Annotated in this window: 15 protein-coding genes and 1 tRNA gene; 4 read left to right on the top strand and 12 right to left on the bottom strand. The window is 70.8% G+C overall.

All coding sequences use genetic code 11. The features are described from left to right. Positions 1-134: 134 nt before the first annotated feature. A complete protein-coding gene (locus tag IR155_RS03435; protein WP_135113211.1) occupies positions 135-1,154 on the bottom strand; it encodes a zinc-dependent alcohol dehydrogenase family protein in 1,020 nt (339 codons plus the stop codon). A 175-nt stretch (positions 1,155-1,329) separates the two neighbouring features. Here IR155_RS03435 and IR155_RS03440 point away from each other — a divergent pair, with 175 nt between their 5' ends. Beyond that, entirely contained in the window at positions 1,330-2,214 is an 885-nt protein-coding gene (locus IR155_RS03440; RefSeq protein WP_135113213.1) for a helix-turn-helix transcriptional regulator, read from the top strand. Positions 2,215-2,256: 42 nt separating this feature from the next. Here the strand turns inward: IR155_RS03440 and IR155_RS03445 are convergent, their stop codons facing one another. The 7 genes from IR155_RS03445 to dusB form a co-directional block, all read right to left on the bottom strand. Continuing rightward, a complete protein-coding gene (locus IR155_RS03445) occupies positions 2,257-2,691 on the bottom strand; it encodes a (R)-mandelonitrile lyase (RefSeq protein WP_135113215.1) in 435 nt (144 codons plus the stop codon). Next, positions 2,688-3,959 carry a multidrug effflux MFS transporter gene (locus IR155_RS03450; protein ID WP_135113217.1) on the bottom strand — a complete coding sequence of 424 codons (1,272 nt, stop codon included), beginning with the start codon at positions 3,957-3,959 and terminating at the stop codon, positions 2,688-2,690. The genes IR155_RS03445 and IR155_RS03450 overlap by 4 nt, the downstream gene beginning before the upstream one ends. A 116-nt stretch (positions 3,960-4,075) precedes the next feature. Then, a tRNA-Asn gene (locus tag IR155_RS03455) sits at positions 4,076-4,151 on the bottom strand. A 57-nt stretch (positions 4,152-4,208) separates the two neighbouring features. Then, positions 4,209-4,988, bottom strand: coding sequence for an ATP-binding cassette domain-containing protein (locus tag IR155_RS03460; protein ID WP_135113219.1), 780 nt, complete (start codon positions 4,986-4,988; stop codon positions 4,209-4,211). A gap of 41 nt (positions 4,989-5,029) precedes the next feature. Beyond that, positions 5,030-6,928 (bottom strand): DNA primase, encoded by a 1,899-nt coding sequence (gene dnaG, locus IR155_RS03465; RefSeq protein ID WP_135113221.1) that lies wholly within the window; start codon positions 6,926-6,928, stop codon positions 5,030-5,032. Next, a complete protein-coding gene (locus tag IR155_RS03470; RefSeq protein ID WP_233441085.1) occupies positions 6,928-8,310 on the bottom strand; it encodes a deoxyguanosinetriphosphate triphosphohydrolase in 1,383 nt (460 codons plus the stop codon). Before IR155_RS03470 ends, dnaG begins: the two co-directional genes overlap by 1 nt. Continuing rightward, positions 8,300-9,454: a tRNA dihydrouridine synthase DusB gene (dusB, locus tag IR155_RS03475; protein WP_233441086.1), complete on the bottom strand. Its 1,155-nt coding sequence runs from the start codon at positions 9,452-9,454 to the stop codon at positions 8,300-8,302. Before dusB ends, IR155_RS03470 begins: the two co-directional genes overlap by 11 nt. A 56-nt stretch (positions 9,455-9,510) precedes the next feature. On the opposite strand from dusB, the gene IR155_RS03480 reads away from it, so the two are divergent. Continuing rightward, complete coding sequence (locus IR155_RS03480) at positions 9,511-10,011, top strand: glutathione peroxidase (RefSeq protein WP_135113224.1); 501 nt, start codon at positions 9,511-9,513, stop codon at positions 10,009-10,011. Between the two features lie 7 nt (positions 10,012-10,018). Here the strand turns inward: IR155_RS03480 and IR155_RS03485 are convergent, their stop codons facing one another. From IR155_RS03485 to recO, 3 genes are read right to left on the bottom strand one after another with little or no spacing between them, the layout of a single operon-like run. After that, positions 10,019-10,711: a DsbA family oxidoreductase gene (locus IR155_RS03485; protein ID WP_233441087.1), complete on the bottom strand. Its 693-nt coding sequence runs from the start codon at positions 10,709-10,711 to the stop codon at positions 10,019-10,021. Between the two features lie 43 nt (positions 10,712-10,754). Then, on the bottom strand, positions 10,755-11,558 hold the full coding sequence (locus IR155_RS03490; protein ID WP_135113228.1) for an isoprenyl transferase: 804 nt from the start codon (positions 11,556-11,558) through the stop codon (positions 10,755-10,757). Next, positions 11,555-12,292 carry a DNA repair protein RecO gene (recO, locus tag IR155_RS03495; RefSeq protein WP_135113230.1) on the bottom strand — a complete coding sequence of 246 codons (738 nt, stop codon included), beginning with the start codon at positions 12,290-12,292 and terminating at the stop codon, positions 11,555-11,557. Before recO ends, IR155_RS03490 begins: the two co-directional genes overlap by 4 nt. Before the next feature lie 363 nt (positions 12,293-12,655). Here recO and IR155_RS03500 point away from each other — a divergent pair, with 363 nt between their 5' ends. Next, positions 12,656-13,522 carry a trimeric intracellular cation channel family protein gene (locus IR155_RS03500; protein ID WP_194210286.1) on the top strand — a complete coding sequence of 289 codons (867 nt, stop codon included), beginning with the start codon at positions 12,656-12,658 and terminating at the stop codon, positions 13,520-13,522. 1 nt (position 13,523) lies between these two features. Here the strand turns inward: IR155_RS03500 and leuA are convergent, their stop codons facing one another. Continuing rightward, on the bottom strand, positions 13,524-15,281 hold the full coding sequence (leuA, locus tag IR155_RS03505; protein WP_135113233.1) for a 2-isopropylmalate synthase: 1,758 nt from the start codon (positions 15,279-15,281) through the stop codon (positions 13,524-13,526). Positions 15,282-15,509: 228 nt separating this feature from the next. Here leuA and IR155_RS03510 point away from each other — a divergent pair, with 228 nt between their 5' ends. After that, a complete protein-coding gene (locus tag IR155_RS03510; protein ID WP_135113235.1) occupies positions 15,510-16,139 on the top strand; it encodes a hypothetical protein in 630 nt (209 codons plus the stop codon). Positions 16,140-16,218: the final 79 nt, after the last annotated feature.

The raw sequence follows: 16,218 nt of genomic DNA on the forward strand, positions 1-16,218 counted from the left end.
TCCCCCGGCTGGTCCTCGGCCGGAACGGGTCGCAGCAGCGACCAGTCGGTCACGACGGCGGCCGTGTGCGCCTCGGCCCAGGCCCCGGTCACGGGGCGGCCGGAGAACGTCCGGCCGCCCCGATCCGATATCCCTCAGACGGTGAGCAGCACCTTTGTGGCGCGGCGCGCGTCCATCGCCTTGTAGCCCTCGGCGGCGTCCTCCAGCGGGAGCGTCAGGTCGAACACCTTGCCGGGGTCGATCCTGCGGTCCCAGATCAGCTGGATGAGCTGGGGCAGGTACTGCCGCACGGGCGCCGCTCCCCCGTGCAGGTGGATGCCGGCGCCGAAGAGCTCGAGGCCGTCGAGCGACACGTCGTGCGAGACGCCGACGAAGCCCACGTGACCGCCCGCGCGGGTGGCGCGGATCGCCTGGTGCATCGCCTCCTGCGTGCCGACTGCCTCGATCACGCTGTGCGCGCCGAGACCTCCGGTGAGCTCCTTGATGCGCGCCACGCCCTCCTCGCCGCGCTCCTCGACGATGTCGGTCGCTCCGAACTCGCGGGCGAGTGCCTGGCGGTCGGCGTGTCGCGACATGGCGATGATCCGCTCCGCGCCGAGCTCGCGTGCGGCGAGGATGCCGAGCAGCCCGACCGCGCCGTCGCCGACGACCGCGACGGTCTTGCCCGGGCCCGCCTCGGCGGCGACGGCGGCGAACCAGCCGGTGCCGAGGACGTCCGAGGCAGCGAGAAGCGACGGGATGAGCTCGGCGTCGGGCTGGCCGGGCGTCGCGACGAGGGTTCCGTCGGCGAGCGGGATGCGGGCGAACTCGGCCTGCGTGCCGAGCGTCCCCATGAGGGTGCGGTGCACGCAGTACGACTGGTAGCCGGCCTGGCAGATCTCGCAGGTGTTGTCCGACGACCAGAACGAGCCCACGACGAAGTCGCCGACCTTCACGTTCTTCACGTCCGCACCGATCTCGGTGACCACGCCGACGTACTCGTGCCCCATGGGCGCATGGTCGACGGGCTCGGCGCCGCGATACGGCCACAGGTCGGATCCGCAGATGCAGGACGCCGTGAGCCGGACGATGGCGTCGGTGGGCTCGAGGATCGTCGGGTCGTCCCGATCCTCGACGCGCACATCGCCGGGGGCGTGCATGATGACTCCACGCATGATGGTGTCCTTCCATTCAGGGTTCGCAGATCCGCAGCCGCGCCTCGCCGCGAGCGGACGGGGCGGAGGGCCGCGTGATCCAGCCTCGCGCGCGGCGCGGGCGAACGGGAGACTCTGCCGTGAGGTGTACCCACAGGGAACCCCTCGATCCGCCGGGCGCGCATAGCCTCGTCCTATGGACAACCGAGCGGAGGTGCGCGAGTTCCTGATGACCCGCCGCGCCCGGATCACCCCCGAAGCGGCAGGCATCACGGCCGGCGGCAACCGTCGCGTCGAGGGGCTGCGCCGCAGCGAGGTCGCGAGCCTCGCCGGGGTCAGCGTCGAGTACTACTCCAAGCTCGAGCGCGGCGCGATCGCCGGTGCCTCGGCTTCCGTGCTCGACGCCCTCGCCCGCGCGCTTCAGCTCGACGAGACCGAGACCGCGCACCTGTTCGACCTCGCCCGCGCGGCCGACGGCGTCCCCACCAGCGGCCGGCCGCGGCGGCGTGCCGCCGGGACACCCGTGCCACGGCAGAGCCTGCAATGGGCACTCGCGTCGATCACGGACGGGATCGCGTTCGTGCGCGACCAGCGACAGAACCTGCTCGCGGTGAACGACCTCGGCCGTGCGTTCTACTCGCCGGCGATCGGCGACGGCGGCCGCACGCCGAACCTGGCCAGGTTCCAGTTCCTCGACCCTGCCGCCCGCGAGTTCTACCCCGACTGGGAGAAGTTCGCCGAGATGTGCGTGGCGATCATGCGCGCCGAGGCCGGCCGCGACCCGCATGACAAGGCACTGCAGGATCTGGTCGGCGAGCTGTCCACGCGCAGCGACCACTTCCGCACGCTGTGGGCGGCGCACAACGTGCGCACCCACGGTGCCGGCACGAAGCGTTTCCACCACCCCGTCGTCGGCGAGCTCACCCTCGCGTACGAGGAGTTCGCCCTCACCGCCGAGCCGGGCAACGTGATGCTCATCTACACCGCGGAGCCCGGATCCCCCTCGGCCGAGCGGCTGCGCCTGCTTGCCTCGTGGAGCGCGGAACACCCCGCCGCCGTCGACGCCGAGGGCCGCCCATGAGGCGCCCGCCGACCGCGGCCAACGCCACGGGCATGCGGCGGATCATCGCGGCACCGCCGCCGCCCCGCCCTCGACGTCGTTCCCCTGGTACTCCGTGTCGGTGACGTGTTCCTTCCACACGGTGGTGGATGCCGGGTCGTCGCCGCTCTCGAGCATCGCGATGTGCTCCATGAAGGTGCCGGCGGCGGCAGCGTGCCAGTGGTCCTCCCCCGGTGGCGTGTAGAGCGTCTGTCCCGGGTGGAGCTCGATGATCCGGCCGTCGCGGGTTCCGAATCGGGCGATGCCCTGGGTGACGCGGAGGTACTGGCCGCGGGCGTGCGAGTGCCAGGCGGTGCGCGCGCCGGGCGCGAACCGCACGAGGGCGACCGACATCCGCTGGTCGGCCTCGTGCGGGGTGGCGATCATGTCGACCCAGACGTCACCGGCGAACTGCTCGGGCGGGTTCTTGATCGTGGGGCCTGCGGGTTCGATGTTCATGAGGAGCTCCTGTCGGGGATGGCGGTGGATGCGGGCTCAAGGGCAGGGCGCCGCTCGCCCCGCGCACCGTCGGTCGAGGGGGCACGGGTCAGGAGCAGGGCTGCGGCGGCGAGAGCGACGCAGACGACGGTGACCACACCGAGCGGAAGGATGCTGAGCGCGCCGGCCACGCCGACGAACGGGGCCGCGATGCCGCCGAACCCGAACCTCACCATCCCGAGCAGCGAGGACGCGGTGCCCGCGATCTGCGGATAGTCGGACATCGCGAGGGTCGTCGCCGGAGGCGCCGTGATCGCGACTCCGCTGGAGAGCGCGAACAGCGACACGATCACCACCCACAGCGGCACCGGGGTCAGTCCCGCGGCCAGGAGGCCCAGCGCACCCGAGCCGGTCACGGCGACGCCGATAACGAGTGTGCCGGGGATGCTCCACCGCTCGGCGCTGCGGCCGGCGAGATAGCCGAAGATCATGTGACCCGCGGAGTTGAGGCCGAACGCCGCGGCGTACCACTGCGGTGAGAGCCCGTAGATGTCCTGCAGCACGAAGGTCGATCCGGCCAGATAGGCGAACAGCGCGGCGTAGAGGAACCCCTGGTTCAGCACTGCGCCGAGGAATCCGCGGTCACTCAGGAGGGTTCGCCAATCGCGAAGCGTCTTCGCGAAACCGCCCTGGGCTCGACGCTGGGCCGGCAGCGTCTCGCCGAAGGCGATGAGGACGAGGACGAGGATCGCAACGCCGATCAGCGCGAGGAACACGAACAGGCCCCGCCAGTTGGTGAAGGTGTTGAGCAGCCCGCCGAGGAGGGGGCCGACGATCGCCGCGAGCCCGCCCACGACGGTCAGGCTCCCGTAGAAGCGGATCAACGCCCTGCCGCTGAAGACGTCGCGACCGGCGGCGGTGGCGATCACGATGCCCACGCCGCCCGCGAGCCCCTGCACGAGGCGGACGAGGATGAGCGACTCGATGCTCGGGCTCAGCGCGCACAGCGCCGAGGTCACGATGTAGCCGACGATGCCGATCAGAAGGATCCCCCGTCGTCCGTATCGGTCGGACAGCGCGCCCGCGATCAGCTGTCCGACCGCGAGCCCGATCAGACACGCGGTGACCGTCAGCTGGGCGACGGACGTGGCCGCATCCATCTCCGCGGTGAGCGCGGGCAGCGCCGGCAGGTACAGGTCCATCGAGATCGGACCGAACACCGTGAGGATCAGCAGCAGCGCCGGCAGGGACCGGCTGACGGCGGGGGCGTGCGGGTGCGGAGCGGTCATGCGATCCAGCCTCGCCCGGTGCCGACGCGCGAGGGACCCTCTGATGAGGGGTGTACCGACAGGGTGCCCCTCCGCGCGCACCAAAGGGAAAGGGCCCGTCTTTCGACGGGCCCTGTTGGCTCCCCGGCTTGGACTCGAACCAAGAACCTGCCGGTTAACAGCCGGCTGCTCTGCCAATTGAGCTACCGAGGATCATTCCTCTGCCCCTCGCGGGGCAACCCCACAATCTTAGCAAAGCCGAACGGGTGCTCACGACACGGGCGTGCGCCCTGGCGTGTCGGGTGTCCACAGCACCTGGCCGTCCGCCGACTGGGCGACGACGTGGCCTCCGTGCAGGTGCAGGCGCGCGGCGCCGAGCTCGCGCGCGAACGCCTCGTCGTTGCTCGCGATGAGCGCCGCCATGCCCGAGTCGCGCCGGCGGCGCACGATCGCGTCGTAGATGACGTGACGCACCTCGAGGTCGATGTTGGCGAGCGGCTCGTCGGCGATCAGGATGCGCGGATCCAGGATCAGCGAGCGAGCGAACGCCACGCGCTGGCGCATCCCGGCGCTGAGCTCGAACGGGAAGCGGTCGGCGGTGCCCAGCGGCAGGTGCATCTCATCCAGCAGTGCCGCGACCCGGACGGCGACCGCGCGGCTGTTGACGCGGCGGTCGCGTGACGTGATCGGCTCGGCGATCGTCTCCCCGACCGTGAGGCGCGCGGGAAGCGTCGCACCTGCCCCCTGCGGGACGTAGCCGACCCGGAAGGTGAGCACCCGGCGATCCCTCCCCCGGCGCCGCACGGAGATGCCGCACACCCGCGCTTCGCCCCCGGCGATGCCGAGCGTGTCGTCGCTCTGCCCCGCGAGCACGCCGAGCAGGCTCGACTTCCCCGACCCGGTCGGGCCGGAGACGACCAGGATCTCCCCGGCCTTGACGGTGAACGTCGCCCCGTCGACCGCGCGGGTCTCGGGGCCGTGACCCCACCGGCTCACGCTCAGGTCGTCGCAGACGACGGCGTTGACGGGATCATCCGGGACGCGGAACATGAGCCCATCCTGCCCGCTGCGAACACCGCGGGCCAGCCGACTCACTCGACGTCGATGAGGGCGCGGCGCTCGTTGTCGAGATCGCGGAGCCTCATGCGCAGCGTCCGTCCCTCCTCCGACGTCGGCGCCGCACGCTGCACCGCGCCGAGCAGCTCCGACTTCTCGCTGTCGAGCGCCCGCAGGATGAGGCGGCGGCAGATGTCCTTCACCGACGCGATCGCGTGCTCGTCATCCCGGGCCGGGAAGTCGCGCGCGAGCAGCTCGCCGGCGAGCTGCCGGTAGGGCTCGCGCACGGCCTCGATCGCGCTCATCGCCCATCCGGGTCGCGTGCGGTCGGCCGCGGTGGCCACGCTGGCGCGCACCGCCTCCAGCGCCTGCGTGCGGAACGGGATGCTCACCGCGCGGGCGAGCAGGTCCGGGTCGATGCGGTGGCCGTAGAGCAGGATGCCCGTGAGCGCGTCGCGCTCGAGGGCGACGTCGGTCGAACGCGGCAGCGACGCGAGCGTCACGCGCTCGAGCGGGGCCTGCACCGCCGGCTCCGATCCCGGCATCGGACGCGGCTCGGGGCGCGAATCCGAGCGGCCGTCCGAGCGGGACGGGGCGCCGTCGGACGACGCGCGGCGCGCGGCCTGCTCGACCGCGCCGTGCACATCGCGCGGCTCCATGCCGAGCTTCCGCGCGAGGACGCGCTCGTAGCCGGCGCGCACCATCCTGTCGCGGATCGCGGCGACGATGGGCGCGGCGGAGCGAAGCGCGCCGATGCGGCCCTCCACGCTGCGGAGGTCGAACCCCCCGATGCGGCGGTCGATCACGAACTCGAACATCGGCACCCGGTGGTCGAGCAGGCCGCGGACCGCGCCATCTCCCCGCTGCAGCCTGAGGTCGCACGGATCGAGGCCGTCGGGGGCGACGGCGACGTAGGTCTGGGCGTTGAAGCGCCCGTCCTCGGCGAATGCGCGGATCGCGGCCTTCTGGCCCGCCTCGTCGCCGTCGAAGGTGAACACCACCTCGCCGGACGCGGAATCGTCACCCATCACGCGCCGCAGCACCGTGACGTGCTCCGATCCGAAGGCCGTGCCGCAGGTCGCGATCGCGGTCGTCACCCCCGCGAGGTGACAGGCCATCACGTCGGTGTAGCCCTCGACCACCACGACGCGCTTGGGGTCGCCGCGCGAGATGTCGCGCTTGGCGAGGTCGAGGCCGTAGAGCACCTGAGCCTTCTTGTAGATCGGCGTCTCGGGCGTGTTCAGGTACTTGGGGCCCTGGTCGTCGTCGTAGAGCTTGCGCGCGCCGAAGCCGATGGTCTGACCGGTGACGTCGCGGATGGGCCAGACCAGCCGGCCCCGGAAGCGGTCGTACACGCCGCCGCGCTGGTTGGTCGAGACGAGGCCCGCGGTGGTGAGCTCGTCGCGCGTGAAGCCCTGAGCGGTGAGGGCCTTGAGCATCGCGTCCCAGCCCTTGGGCGCGTAGCCGACGCCGAAGTGCGCCGCCGCGCCGGCGTCGAAACCGCGCTCCCCCAGGAACCGCCGCGCGGGCTCCGCCTCGGCGCTGACGAGCTGCGCGCGGAAGAACTCGGCGGCCGCGGAGTTCGCCGCGAACAGCCGCGATCGGCCGCTCGTCTCGGGCGCCGGGCCGCCGTCCTCGTAGTGAAGCGTGTAGCCGATGCGCCCCGCGAGGCGCTCGACGGCCTCGGTGAAGGTGACGTGGTCCATCTCGCGCAGGAACGTGTAGACGTCGCCCGACTCGCCGCAGCCGAAGCAGTGGTAGTAGCCGACCTGCGGTCGCACGTGGAAGCTCGGGCTCTTCTCGTCGTGGAAGGGGCACAGTCCCTTGAGCGAGCCCACTCCGGCCGACCGAAGCGCGACGCGCTCGCCCACGATGTCGGCGATGTTCGTCCGCGCTTTGACCTCTTCGACGTCGGCCTGACGGATGCGGGGCATCAGCCCACCCCGACGTCCACCGTCTGCGGCGTCGCCGCAGAGCGCGTCCGGGCGCCGGGACGCGCGTGGCGGGGAGTCCAGATGCCGACCTCGGCGGGGTCGATCTCCCCGACAAGGCGGTTGTGCCAGTCGATCGCCGTCTGGTCCGTGAGGCTCGCGACCTGGTCGACCACCACGCGTGCCCGCTCGGCGTCGTTCTGCGCCGCCCGGAAGTCGGCGGCGAACGCCGGCTCGAGCACATCCGCCCCAGCCGACCACAGCGCGTCCGTCGACCACAGGGCATCGGCGAGGCGCTTGAGCACCCGCCGCTGCTCCTTGTAGACGCCCTTGCGCGCCTCGATCGTCACGATGGACGAGCCCATGATGCCCTTGAGAACGGCGATCTCGACATCCACGACACGCGGCACGACCACGTGCGCGTTGTACCGGGCGAGCGACGACCCGGCGTAGGCCTCGCGCGTCGCCGTGACCGCGGCGCGTGCGAAGCGCCCGATGAGGTCGCTCGTGAGGTTCTTCAGACGCGCGAGGTCCTGCCGCGAGCGGTCGAACGACTTCAGCCACATCGGCTGGCGCGTCAGGCGATAGAGCCCGTCCGCCAGCTCCTCGCGGCTGTAGTCGTAGCCGACCCACTGCTGGATCTTGCCGATCAGCGGATGATGCTGCACCGGATCCGCGAGCGCCTCCAGGTCGATGTAGCCGTTGACGACCGCGTCCTCGAAGTCGTGCACGGAGTACGCGATGTCGTCGGAGAGGTCCATGACCTCGGCCTCGATGCAGCGCAGGCGACCGGGCGCGCCGTCGCGCATCCAGTGGAACACCGCCTCGTCCTCCGGATACACGCCGAACTTGAGCCGCCCGCCCGGATCCGGCACGGGGTTGTCCACGGTCCACGGGTACTTGCACGTCGCATCGAGCGAGGCCCGCGTGAGGTTGAGGCCGACCGAGTGCTCGTTCTCGTCGAGCACCTTCGCCTCGAGGCGGGTCAGGATGCGCAGCGACTGCGCGTTCCCCTCGAAGCCGCCGATGTGATCGGCCCACTCGTTGAGCGCCCGCTCGCCGTTATGGCCGAACGGCGGGTGCCCGAGGTCGTGGCTGAGGCACGCGGTGTCGACGACGTCGGCGGACACGCCCAGCGAGATCGCCAGCTCCCGTCCGATCTGCGCGACCTCGAGCGAATGCGTCAGGCGGTTGCGGGCGAAGTCGGCGGTGCTCGCCGGGCTCAGCACCTGCGTCTTGGCGGCGAGGCGACGAAGACCCGCGGAGTGCAGCACGCGCGCGCGGTCGCGGGCGAAGTCGTCGCGCTCAGACCGGTGGTGCTCGGCGAAGAAGCGCTCGGCGTCGCCGTCGCCGTACCCATCCGGGCGCCGGAGCTCAGCCGCCACTGGTGTCAAGCTCCGCTCCCTGGAGTTCGCAGCTCGCGTCCTCGGCGATGTCGCGCGAATCGAGCCAGCCCTGCGGCAGCACCGGCCGCTTCGGCGAGCCGGCGCGCCCGCGCTGGCCCTCCGCCGCGGCGCCGGGGTACGGCGCGTCGTGGTCGAGCTGGGCGAGGAGGTCGTCGATCTCGGCGAGGCTCGACGCGGTCGCGAGGCTGGCGCGCAGGTCGCCGCCGACCGGGTAGCCCTTGAAGTACCAGGCGACGTGCTTGCGGATGTCGCGGCAGCCGCGATCCTCGTCCTCGAAGAACTCGGCGAGCAGCTCGGCGTGGCGGCGGAACGCCTGCGCCACGAACCCGAGGTTCGCATCGACAACGGGCGCTTCCGCGCCGAAGGCCGTGGCGAGCTCGCCGAACAGCCACGGGCGACCGAGGCAGCCGCGGCCCACGACGACCCCGTCGCATCCGGTCTCGTCCATCATCCTGACCGCGTCGGCCGCGCTCCAGATGTCGCCGTTGCCGAGCACCGGGATGCTCGTGACGGTCTCCTTGAGCTTGGTGATCGCCGACCAGTCGGCCGTTCCCGAGTAGAACTCGGCGGCGGTGCGGGCGTGCAGCGCGACGGCTGCGGCACCGGCGTCCTCCGCGATCCGCCCGGCGTCGAGGTAGGTGAGGTGATCGGCGTCGATTCCCTTGCGCATCTTCACCGTGACGGGGACGTCTCCCGCGGCCTTGACGGCGCCCTCGACGATGTCGCGGAACAGACCGAGCTTCCAGGGGAGCGCGGATCCACCGCCCTTGCGGGTCACCTTGGGCACGGGGCAGCCGAAGTTCAGGTCGATGTGGTCGGCCCGGTCCTCCTCGGCGATGATGCGCGCCGCCTCCGCGGTCACGACGGGATCGACGCCGTACAGCTGGATCGAGCGCGGGGTCTCCGACTCGTGGTGGCGGATGAGGCGCATCGTCGCCTCGTTGCGCTCGACGAGTGCGCGCGTCGTGATCATCTCGCTGACGTACAGACCGGCGCCGTATTCGCGGCAGAGCCGGCGGAACGCGGTGTTGGTGATCCCCGCCATCGGGGCGAGGACGACCGGCACGTCGAGGTCGATCGGGCCGATGCGCAGGGCGCGGCGGCGGGTCAGCACGGAGGTCACGGATCCATTCTCACAGACTCGCCTTGGGTGGGAGCCGATGGTCGTAGCCTGTGGGTATGGCTGCCCCCGATCTGCCCCCTGTGCGCGACATCCCCTTCGCCGGAGCCGATGGCACGGAGCGCACGCTCGCCGAGTTCCCCGGCCCGGTGCTGCTGGTCAATGTCGCCTCGAAGTGCGGTCTCACGCCGCAGTACGAGCAGCTCGAGCAGCTGCAGCGCACCTACGGCGAGCGTGGGCTGACCGTCGTCGGGCTGCCGTGCAACCAGTTCATGGGCCAGGAGCCGGGATCGATCGAGCAGATCCTCGACTACTGCGCCACGACCTGGGGCGTCAGCTTCCCGATCGGCGACAAGGTCAAGGTCAACGGGCCGAACGCGCACCCGCTCTACAAGGCGCTGAAGAAGACGCCGGATGCGCACGGCAAGGCCGGCCGCGTCGCCTGGAACTTCGAGAAGTTCCTCGTGCGCACCGACGGCTCGGTCGCCCGGTTCCGGCCGCCGCAAAAGCCGGATGATCCCGAGATCGTCGCCGCCATCGAGGCGGCGCTGGAGCGCTGAGCCCGCCTCAGGCGTCTTCGCCGCGGTGCTCGGCCCAGACCTGCCGCACCACCTGGGTGAACGCGTCGGCGGGCTGCGCGCCGCTGACGCCGTACTTGCCGTCGATCACGAAGAACGGCACGCCGTTGATGCCGTAGGCCTGTGCCTGCGCCTGGTCCTGACGGACGGCGGGGAGGAACTCGTCGTTCTCGAGCGCGTCGCGCGCGGCGGCCTCGTCGAGGCCGACGGAGCCCGCCAGCTCGACGAGCTCGTCGATCCGGCCGACGTGCCGGCCCTCGACGAAGTACGCCGACAGCAGGCGCTCCTTCATCTCGAGCTGCTTGCCCTGCGTCTTCGCGAAGTGAACGAGCTCGTGCGCCTTGACCGTGTTTGTGTGCTGCTGCAGGTCGAAGCGGTACTGAAGGCCCGCCTGGTCCTTGGCGATCTGCGCGACGCGATCGTTCATCTCCTGCGCCTGCTCGCGCGTGATGCCCTTGTGCTTGGCGAGGAAGTCGGCGCTGGAACCGTCGAAGTCGACCGGGGTGTCGGGCGAGAGCTCGAACGAGTGGTACGTGATCTCGACCTGCGGGGCATCCTCGTCCTGCGCCGCCGCGGCGAGGCCGTTCTCGAGGTTCCGCTTGCCGATGTAGCACCACGGGCAGGCGATGTCGCTCCAGACGTCGATGCGGATGGGGGCCGGGGAGGTCTGCGCGTCGGTCACGTCAGTCTCCAACCCCGCGGGCCACGGACGTATTCCGGATCCGTCATGCGCCGGTCGGCGCATCGATCGCCGCGCCGAACCGCCGCTCGCGTCCGAGGTACAGATCGATCGCGTGCCAGAGGTCGGTGCGGTTGAAGTCGGGCCACAGCGTGTCGAGGAACACCATCTCGGCGTAGGCGGCCTGCCAGAGCAGGAAGTTCGACGTGCGCTGCTCGCCGCTCGAGCGCACGAACAGGTCGACATCCGGCATGTCCGGAACGTAGAAGTGCCGCCGCAGCGCCTTCTCGGTGATCCCCGAGGGCTTCAGCCTTCCGGCGGCGACCTCCTCTGCCAGGGCGCGCATCGCGTCGACGATCTCGTTGCGCCCGCCGTAGTTGATGCACATGGTCAGAGTCAGGCCGCCGTTGCCCGCCGTCAGCTGCTCGGCGTACTTCAGCTCCTTGATCACCGATCCCCACAGGCGCGGGGTGCGGCCCGCCCACCGGATGCGCACATCCCACTCGTTGAGCTGGTCGCGCCGGCGGTGCAGGACATCGCGGTTGTAGCCCATCAGGAAGCGCACCTCGTCGGGAGATCGCCGCCAGTTCTCGGTCGAGAACGCATAGACGGAGAGGTGCTTCACGCCCGCCTGGATCGCCCCCGCGACCACGTCGAGCAGCACCTCCTCCCCCGCCTTGTGGCCCTCGATGCGCGACAGCCCGCGCCGGTTCGCCCAGCGGCCGTTGCCGTCCATGACGATCGCGACATGCTCGGGAGCGTCCTTGCCGTAGTCGGGCGCCTGCAGCCCCGTCCAGTCGATCGGGCGGTACGGCACCGCGTCGCGGTGCGTGTAGGGCTTGGGCGTCATCGGGCTCCCTGACTGGGTGAGGTGTGGGACAGCGCGCGCAGCCCGCGTTCCATCGTCCACTGCACGTAGGCCGAGACGAGACCGGATGCCTGGGACGCGTCGCGAGCGGATGCCGCATCGACCGTCTCCCAGTCTCCCCCGAGAAGGGCGCGCAACAGACCCAGCACGGTCGCGCTCACATGGGGGGTGCCGGGCGGGGCGCAGGCGGTGCAGACCACACCGCCGAGCTGGGCGAGGAACTGGTCGTGCGGTCCGGCGGCGCCGCACCGCGCGCAGTCGTCGAGGGCGGGCGCCCACCCGGCGAGCGAGAGCGAGCGCAGCAGGTACGAGTCGAGCGTGTGCCGCGGCGCGTGCTCGCCGCGGGACAGCGACCGCAGCGCCCCCACGAGCAGGTAGTACTGGTTGGGCACCGGCTCGTGGTGCGTCAGCCGATCCGCCGACTCGACCATGGCGCTCGCGGCGGTGTACCTGTCGTAGTCGGCGGCGATGTCGGCCCCGTAGGCGCCGAGCGACTCGGCCTGCTGCACGATGTCGAGGCTGCGGCCGGCGTACAGCTGCACGTCGGCGACCATGAACGGCTCGAGCCGCGAGCCGAAGCGCGACGACGTGCGACGCACGCCCTTCGCCACCGCGCGCACCTTGCCGTGACGCCGGCTGAGCATCGTGACGATGCGGTCGGCTTCGCCGAGCTTGTGCGTGCGCAGCACGACCGCTTCGTCTCGGTAGGTGGGCACGGATCCATTATCCGCCGGGCCCCTGACATCCGGCCGCTGCCCCGCGGGCGGGCGCCGGTGTCCCCGTCCTGTCGGTATGAACCGGCACAACGGGGACACGCCGAGAGCTGTGTCCCCAAGTTGCCGGATCGAAGCGGCACCACGGGGACACGACGCCCACCGTGTCCCCAAGTTGCCGGATCGAAGCGGCACCACGGGGACGCGCCGCGAACCTCCGCGTCGGAGTGATGGTGTGACGCAAGGCTCGCGCGCCCTTGCCCCGAACTTCCGTTTCGGAGCGACGGATCGAGGCAAGCCTCCCCGGCGACGCGCCCGCGCACCGCGTCGAGCGGGCGTTCGGCCGGCCGGTGACACCATGGAGGGGTGACCGACCCGACCTTCGTGCTGCCCCTGTGGGCCGATCTCGTCGCCGTGGCCTTCGGCGGCGTCCAGGGCGCGATGTTCGCGTCGGGCTTCCAGGGCGAGCGCCGCCTCGATCTCCTCGGCGTGGCGCTGATCGGGATCATCGTCGGGATGGGCGGAGGCCTCATCCGCGACATCCTGCTCGGGGTGACCCCCGCGACCCTGCAGTCGAACTGGTACATCCTGACCGCGATCATCGCGTCCCTCACGGGCATGCTCCTGGCGGGGCTGTTCGACCGCCTGAACAAGGTGATCGTCGCCCTCGACGCCGTCCTGATCGGCCTGTTCGGCGCCTTCGGCACGAGCAAGGCGCTCGCCTTCGGCATCCCGCTGGTGCCGGCGATCTTCATCGGCGCGCTCGCCGCGGTGGGAGGTGGCGTGGCGCGCGACGTCGCGATGGGGCTGCCGATCGCGATCATGCACGTCGGGTCGCTCTATGCCGTCGCGGCGGCGGCAGGATGCACGGTGCTCGCCGTCGGCTTCCAGGCCGGCCTCGACATCGTTCCCGCGGCGGTCGCAGGCGTCGTCGTGACCACCGTCATCCGCCTGCTCGCCGTGATCTTCGACGTCTCGCTTCCGGAGCAGCGCAGGATCTACCGCCGCCGCGTCGCGCTCGAGACGTCGGCGATCCCGGTCATCTCCTCCGAGATGATCGCGCAGGCTCAGGCCGGCGCCGAGCAGGCGCAGGCGGCCGCCGCCCAGGCAGTGGAGGCCATGGAGCTTGCGTCCGAGGCGAACGAGCGCGCCGAGGAGGCCGCGGAGCAGGCGCAGGCCGCGGCCGATCAGGCCGAGCAGGCCGCCGGCGACGACGACCTCCCCGGGCGCTGAGTCAGACGGCCGCGACCAGCTCGGGCTGACGGGCCCGGATCGAGCGGTTCACCCCGGACACGATCGCCTTGAGCGACGCGGTCGAGATGTCGCCGTCGATGCCGACGCCCCAGAGTCGCTGGCCGTCGACCTGCAGCTCGACGTACGCGGCGGCCTCGGCGTCACCGGATGCGCTGAGGGTGTGCTCGACGTAGTCGTACAGCGTGACGTCGATCCCCTGCTCGCGCAGCACCGTGAGGAACGCGGCGATCGGGCCGTTGCCGTGACCCGAGACCTCGATGCGCTCCTCGCCGTCGCGCAGCACCACCTCGAGCGCGACGTTGCCGTCGAGCTTGCTCTGCGTGCTCGTGCCCAGCAGCTCGAACCGGCCCCAGCGCCCGTCCTCGTGGGCCGACGGCAGGTACTCGTCCTGGAAGATCGCCCAGATCTGGTCGCTCGTGACCTCGCCGCCCTCGGCGTCGGTCTTCGCCTGCACAACGCCGGAGAACTCGATCTGCAGCTTGCGGGGCAGGTCCAGCGAGTGGTCGCTCTTCAGCAGGTACGCGACACCGCCCTTGCCCGACTGCGAGTTGACCCGGATGACCGCCTCATACGAGCGGCCGAGGTCCTTCGGGTCGATCGGGAGGTACGGCACTCCCCACTCGATGTCGTCGACCGAGACTCCCTGCGCGGCGGCCTTGGCGGCCATCGCCTCGAAGCCCTTCTTGATCGCATCCTGGTGCGATCCGCTGAACGCGGTGAACACGAGGTCGCCGGCCCACGGGCTGCGCTCGGGAACCGGCAGCTGGTTGCAGTACTCGACGGTCCGCTTGACGTGGTCGATGTCGCTGAAGTCGATCTGCGGGTCGATCCCCTGCGTGAACAGGTTCACGCCCAACGCGACGAGATCGACGTTGCCGGTGCGCTCGCCGTTGCCGAACAGGCAGCCCTCGATCCGGTCGGCGCCCGCCATGTATCCCAGCTCGGCGGCGGCGACCGCAGTTCCCCGGTCGTTGTGCGGGTGCAGCGAGATGATGACGTTCTCGCGGTGGTTGAGGTGACGGCCCATCCACTCGATCGAGTCGGCGTAGACATTCGGGGTCGCCATCTCGACGGTCGCCGGCAGGTTCAGGATGACCTTGCGCTCGGGTGTCGGCTCGAAGACCTCGAGCACCTGGTTGCAGACGTCGACGGCGAACTCGAGCTCGGTGCCGGTGTAGCTCTCGGGCGAGTACTCGTAGTACACCGCGGTCCCGGGCACGGTCTTCTCGTACTGGCGGCACAGCCGGGCGCCCTCGAGCGCGATGTCGATGATCCCCTGCTTGTCGGTGCGGAAGACGACCTCGCGCTGCAGCACGCTCGTCGAGTTGTACAGGTGCACGATCGCCTGCTTGGCGCCCTTGATCGACTCGTACGTGCGGGCGATCAGGTGCTCGCGGGCCTGCGTCAGGACCTGGATTGTGACGTCGTCCGGAATCAGATCCTCTTCGATCAGCTGGCGCACGAAGTCGAAGTCGGTCTGGCTCGCCGAGGGGAACCCGACCTCGATCTCCTTGTAGCCCATCTCGACGAGCAGCTCGAACATCACGCGCTTGCGCTCGGGGCTCATCGGATCGATGAGCGCCTGGTTTCCGTCGCGCAGGTCGACGGCGCACCAGCGGGGCGCCTTCTCGATGCGCCTGGACGGCCAGGTTCGGTCAGGCAGATCGACGACGATCTGCTCGTGATACGGGCGGTACTTGTGCACCGGCATGCCGCTGGGCTTCTGGGTGTTCTCCATGGTGTCGCTTCTTCTCGATTTCGTCGTTGTGTGTCGGGCCACGACGATCTCCGCGACGAGGAGGCCCTAGATCGAGGTCTCGTCGCGGCGGCTAAGGAGAAGAAGCCCACCGAGGCGCATGTAAGCAGGCTAACACGCAGATTGCGCGGTCGCGAAGGCCGCGGATCGCCGGTGGATGAGCAGGATGATCAATCTGAGACGATCCGGAACCGCGCGACACTCCTGGATATGAGCACCACTCGCCGCATCAGCGCGACGGCCGTCGCGGTCCTCGCACTCACCCTGACGGCGTGCGCCACGCCCCGCGCCGATGCCCCCGCGGCCGCTCCGCCGCCGCCGAAGCTGGGCGACGTCCGACCGGCACCGCCGACGAGCGACATCGTCGCGCAGGGCACCGTGATGGACGACGCGGGCGAGATCTCGCTGTGCACGGGCCCCATGACGATGATCTACCCGCCGCAGTGCTCGGGCATCCCGCTCGAGGGCTGGGACTGGGCCGCCGCCGACGGCGAGGAGTCGGCCGAGGGCCGCACGTGGGGCACCTACGCCGTCACGGGCGGCTTCGACGGCGAGCGGATCACGGTCACCGCTCCCCCGATCCCGCTCGCGCTCTACGACCCCATGGCACCCGAGGACCCGACCGGCGGCGCACCGGGGAAGACCGACGAGGCGACGCTCGCGGAGATCCAGCAGACCGTGACGGATCGCCTGGGCGACGAGGTGCAGGTCGCCTACGTCGAGAACGGGTACGTGCATGTGCAGGTGCTGTGGGACGACGGCACCTATCAGGATGCCGCCGACGCCGAGTTCGGTGACGACGTCGTGATCGTCACGACGCTCCTGCAGCCCGTCTCCTGAGTTTCGCCGGGGCGCTCCCGCATTCGGGGCGGTCGAGCGCCCCGGCGATTGTTTCGACTCAGGCGCGCTCTCCCGCGCT

This window comes from Microbacterium paludicola (assembly GCF_015235415.1).
Classification (GTDB): Bacteria; Actinomycetota; Actinomycetes; order Actinomycetales; family Microbacteriaceae; genus Microbacterium; species Microbacterium paludicola.

Excerpts from the sequence above, each read along its gene's own strand:
- IR155_RS03480 (WP_135113224.1), top strand. The coding sequence starts at position 9,511 with ATGGCTGCCCCCGATCTGCCCCCTGTGCGCGACATCCCCTTCGCCGGA.
- IR155_RS03440 (WP_135113213.1), top strand. The coding sequence starts at position 1,330 with ATGGACAACCGAGCGGAGGTGCGCGAGTTCCTGATGACCCGCCGCGCC.
- IR155_RS03460 (WP_135113219.1), bottom strand. The coding sequence starts at position 4,988 with ATGTTCCGCGTCCCGGATGATCCCGTCAACGCCGTCGTCTGCGACGAC.
- dnaG (WP_135113221.1), bottom strand. The coding sequence starts at position 6,928 with ATGCCCCGCATCCGTCAGGCCGACGTCGAAGAGGTCAAAGCGCGGACG.
- leuA (WP_135113233.1), bottom strand. The coding sequence starts at position 15,281 with ATGGAGAACACCCAGAAGCCCAGCGGCATGCCGGTGCACAAGTACCGC.
- IR155_RS03435 (WP_135113211.1), bottom strand. The coding sequence starts at position 1,154 with ATGCGTGGAGTCATCATGCACGCCCCCGGCGATGTGCGCGTCGAGGAT.
- IR155_RS03445 (WP_135113215.1), bottom strand. The coding sequence starts at position 2,691 with ATGAACATCGAACCCGCAGGCCCCACGATCAAGAACCCGCCCGAGCAG.
- IR155_RS03510 (WP_135113235.1), top strand. The coding sequence starts at position 15,510 with ATGAGCACCACTCGCCGCATCAGCGCGACGGCCGTCGCGGTCCTCGCA.
- IR155_RS03490 (WP_135113228.1), bottom strand. The coding sequence starts at position 11,558 with ATGACGCCCAAGCCCTACACGCACCGCGACGCGGTGCCGTACCGCCCG.
- IR155_RS03450 (WP_135113217.1), bottom strand. The coding sequence starts at position 3,959 with ATGACCGCTCCGCACCCGCACGCCCCCGCCGTCAGCCGGTCCCTGCCG.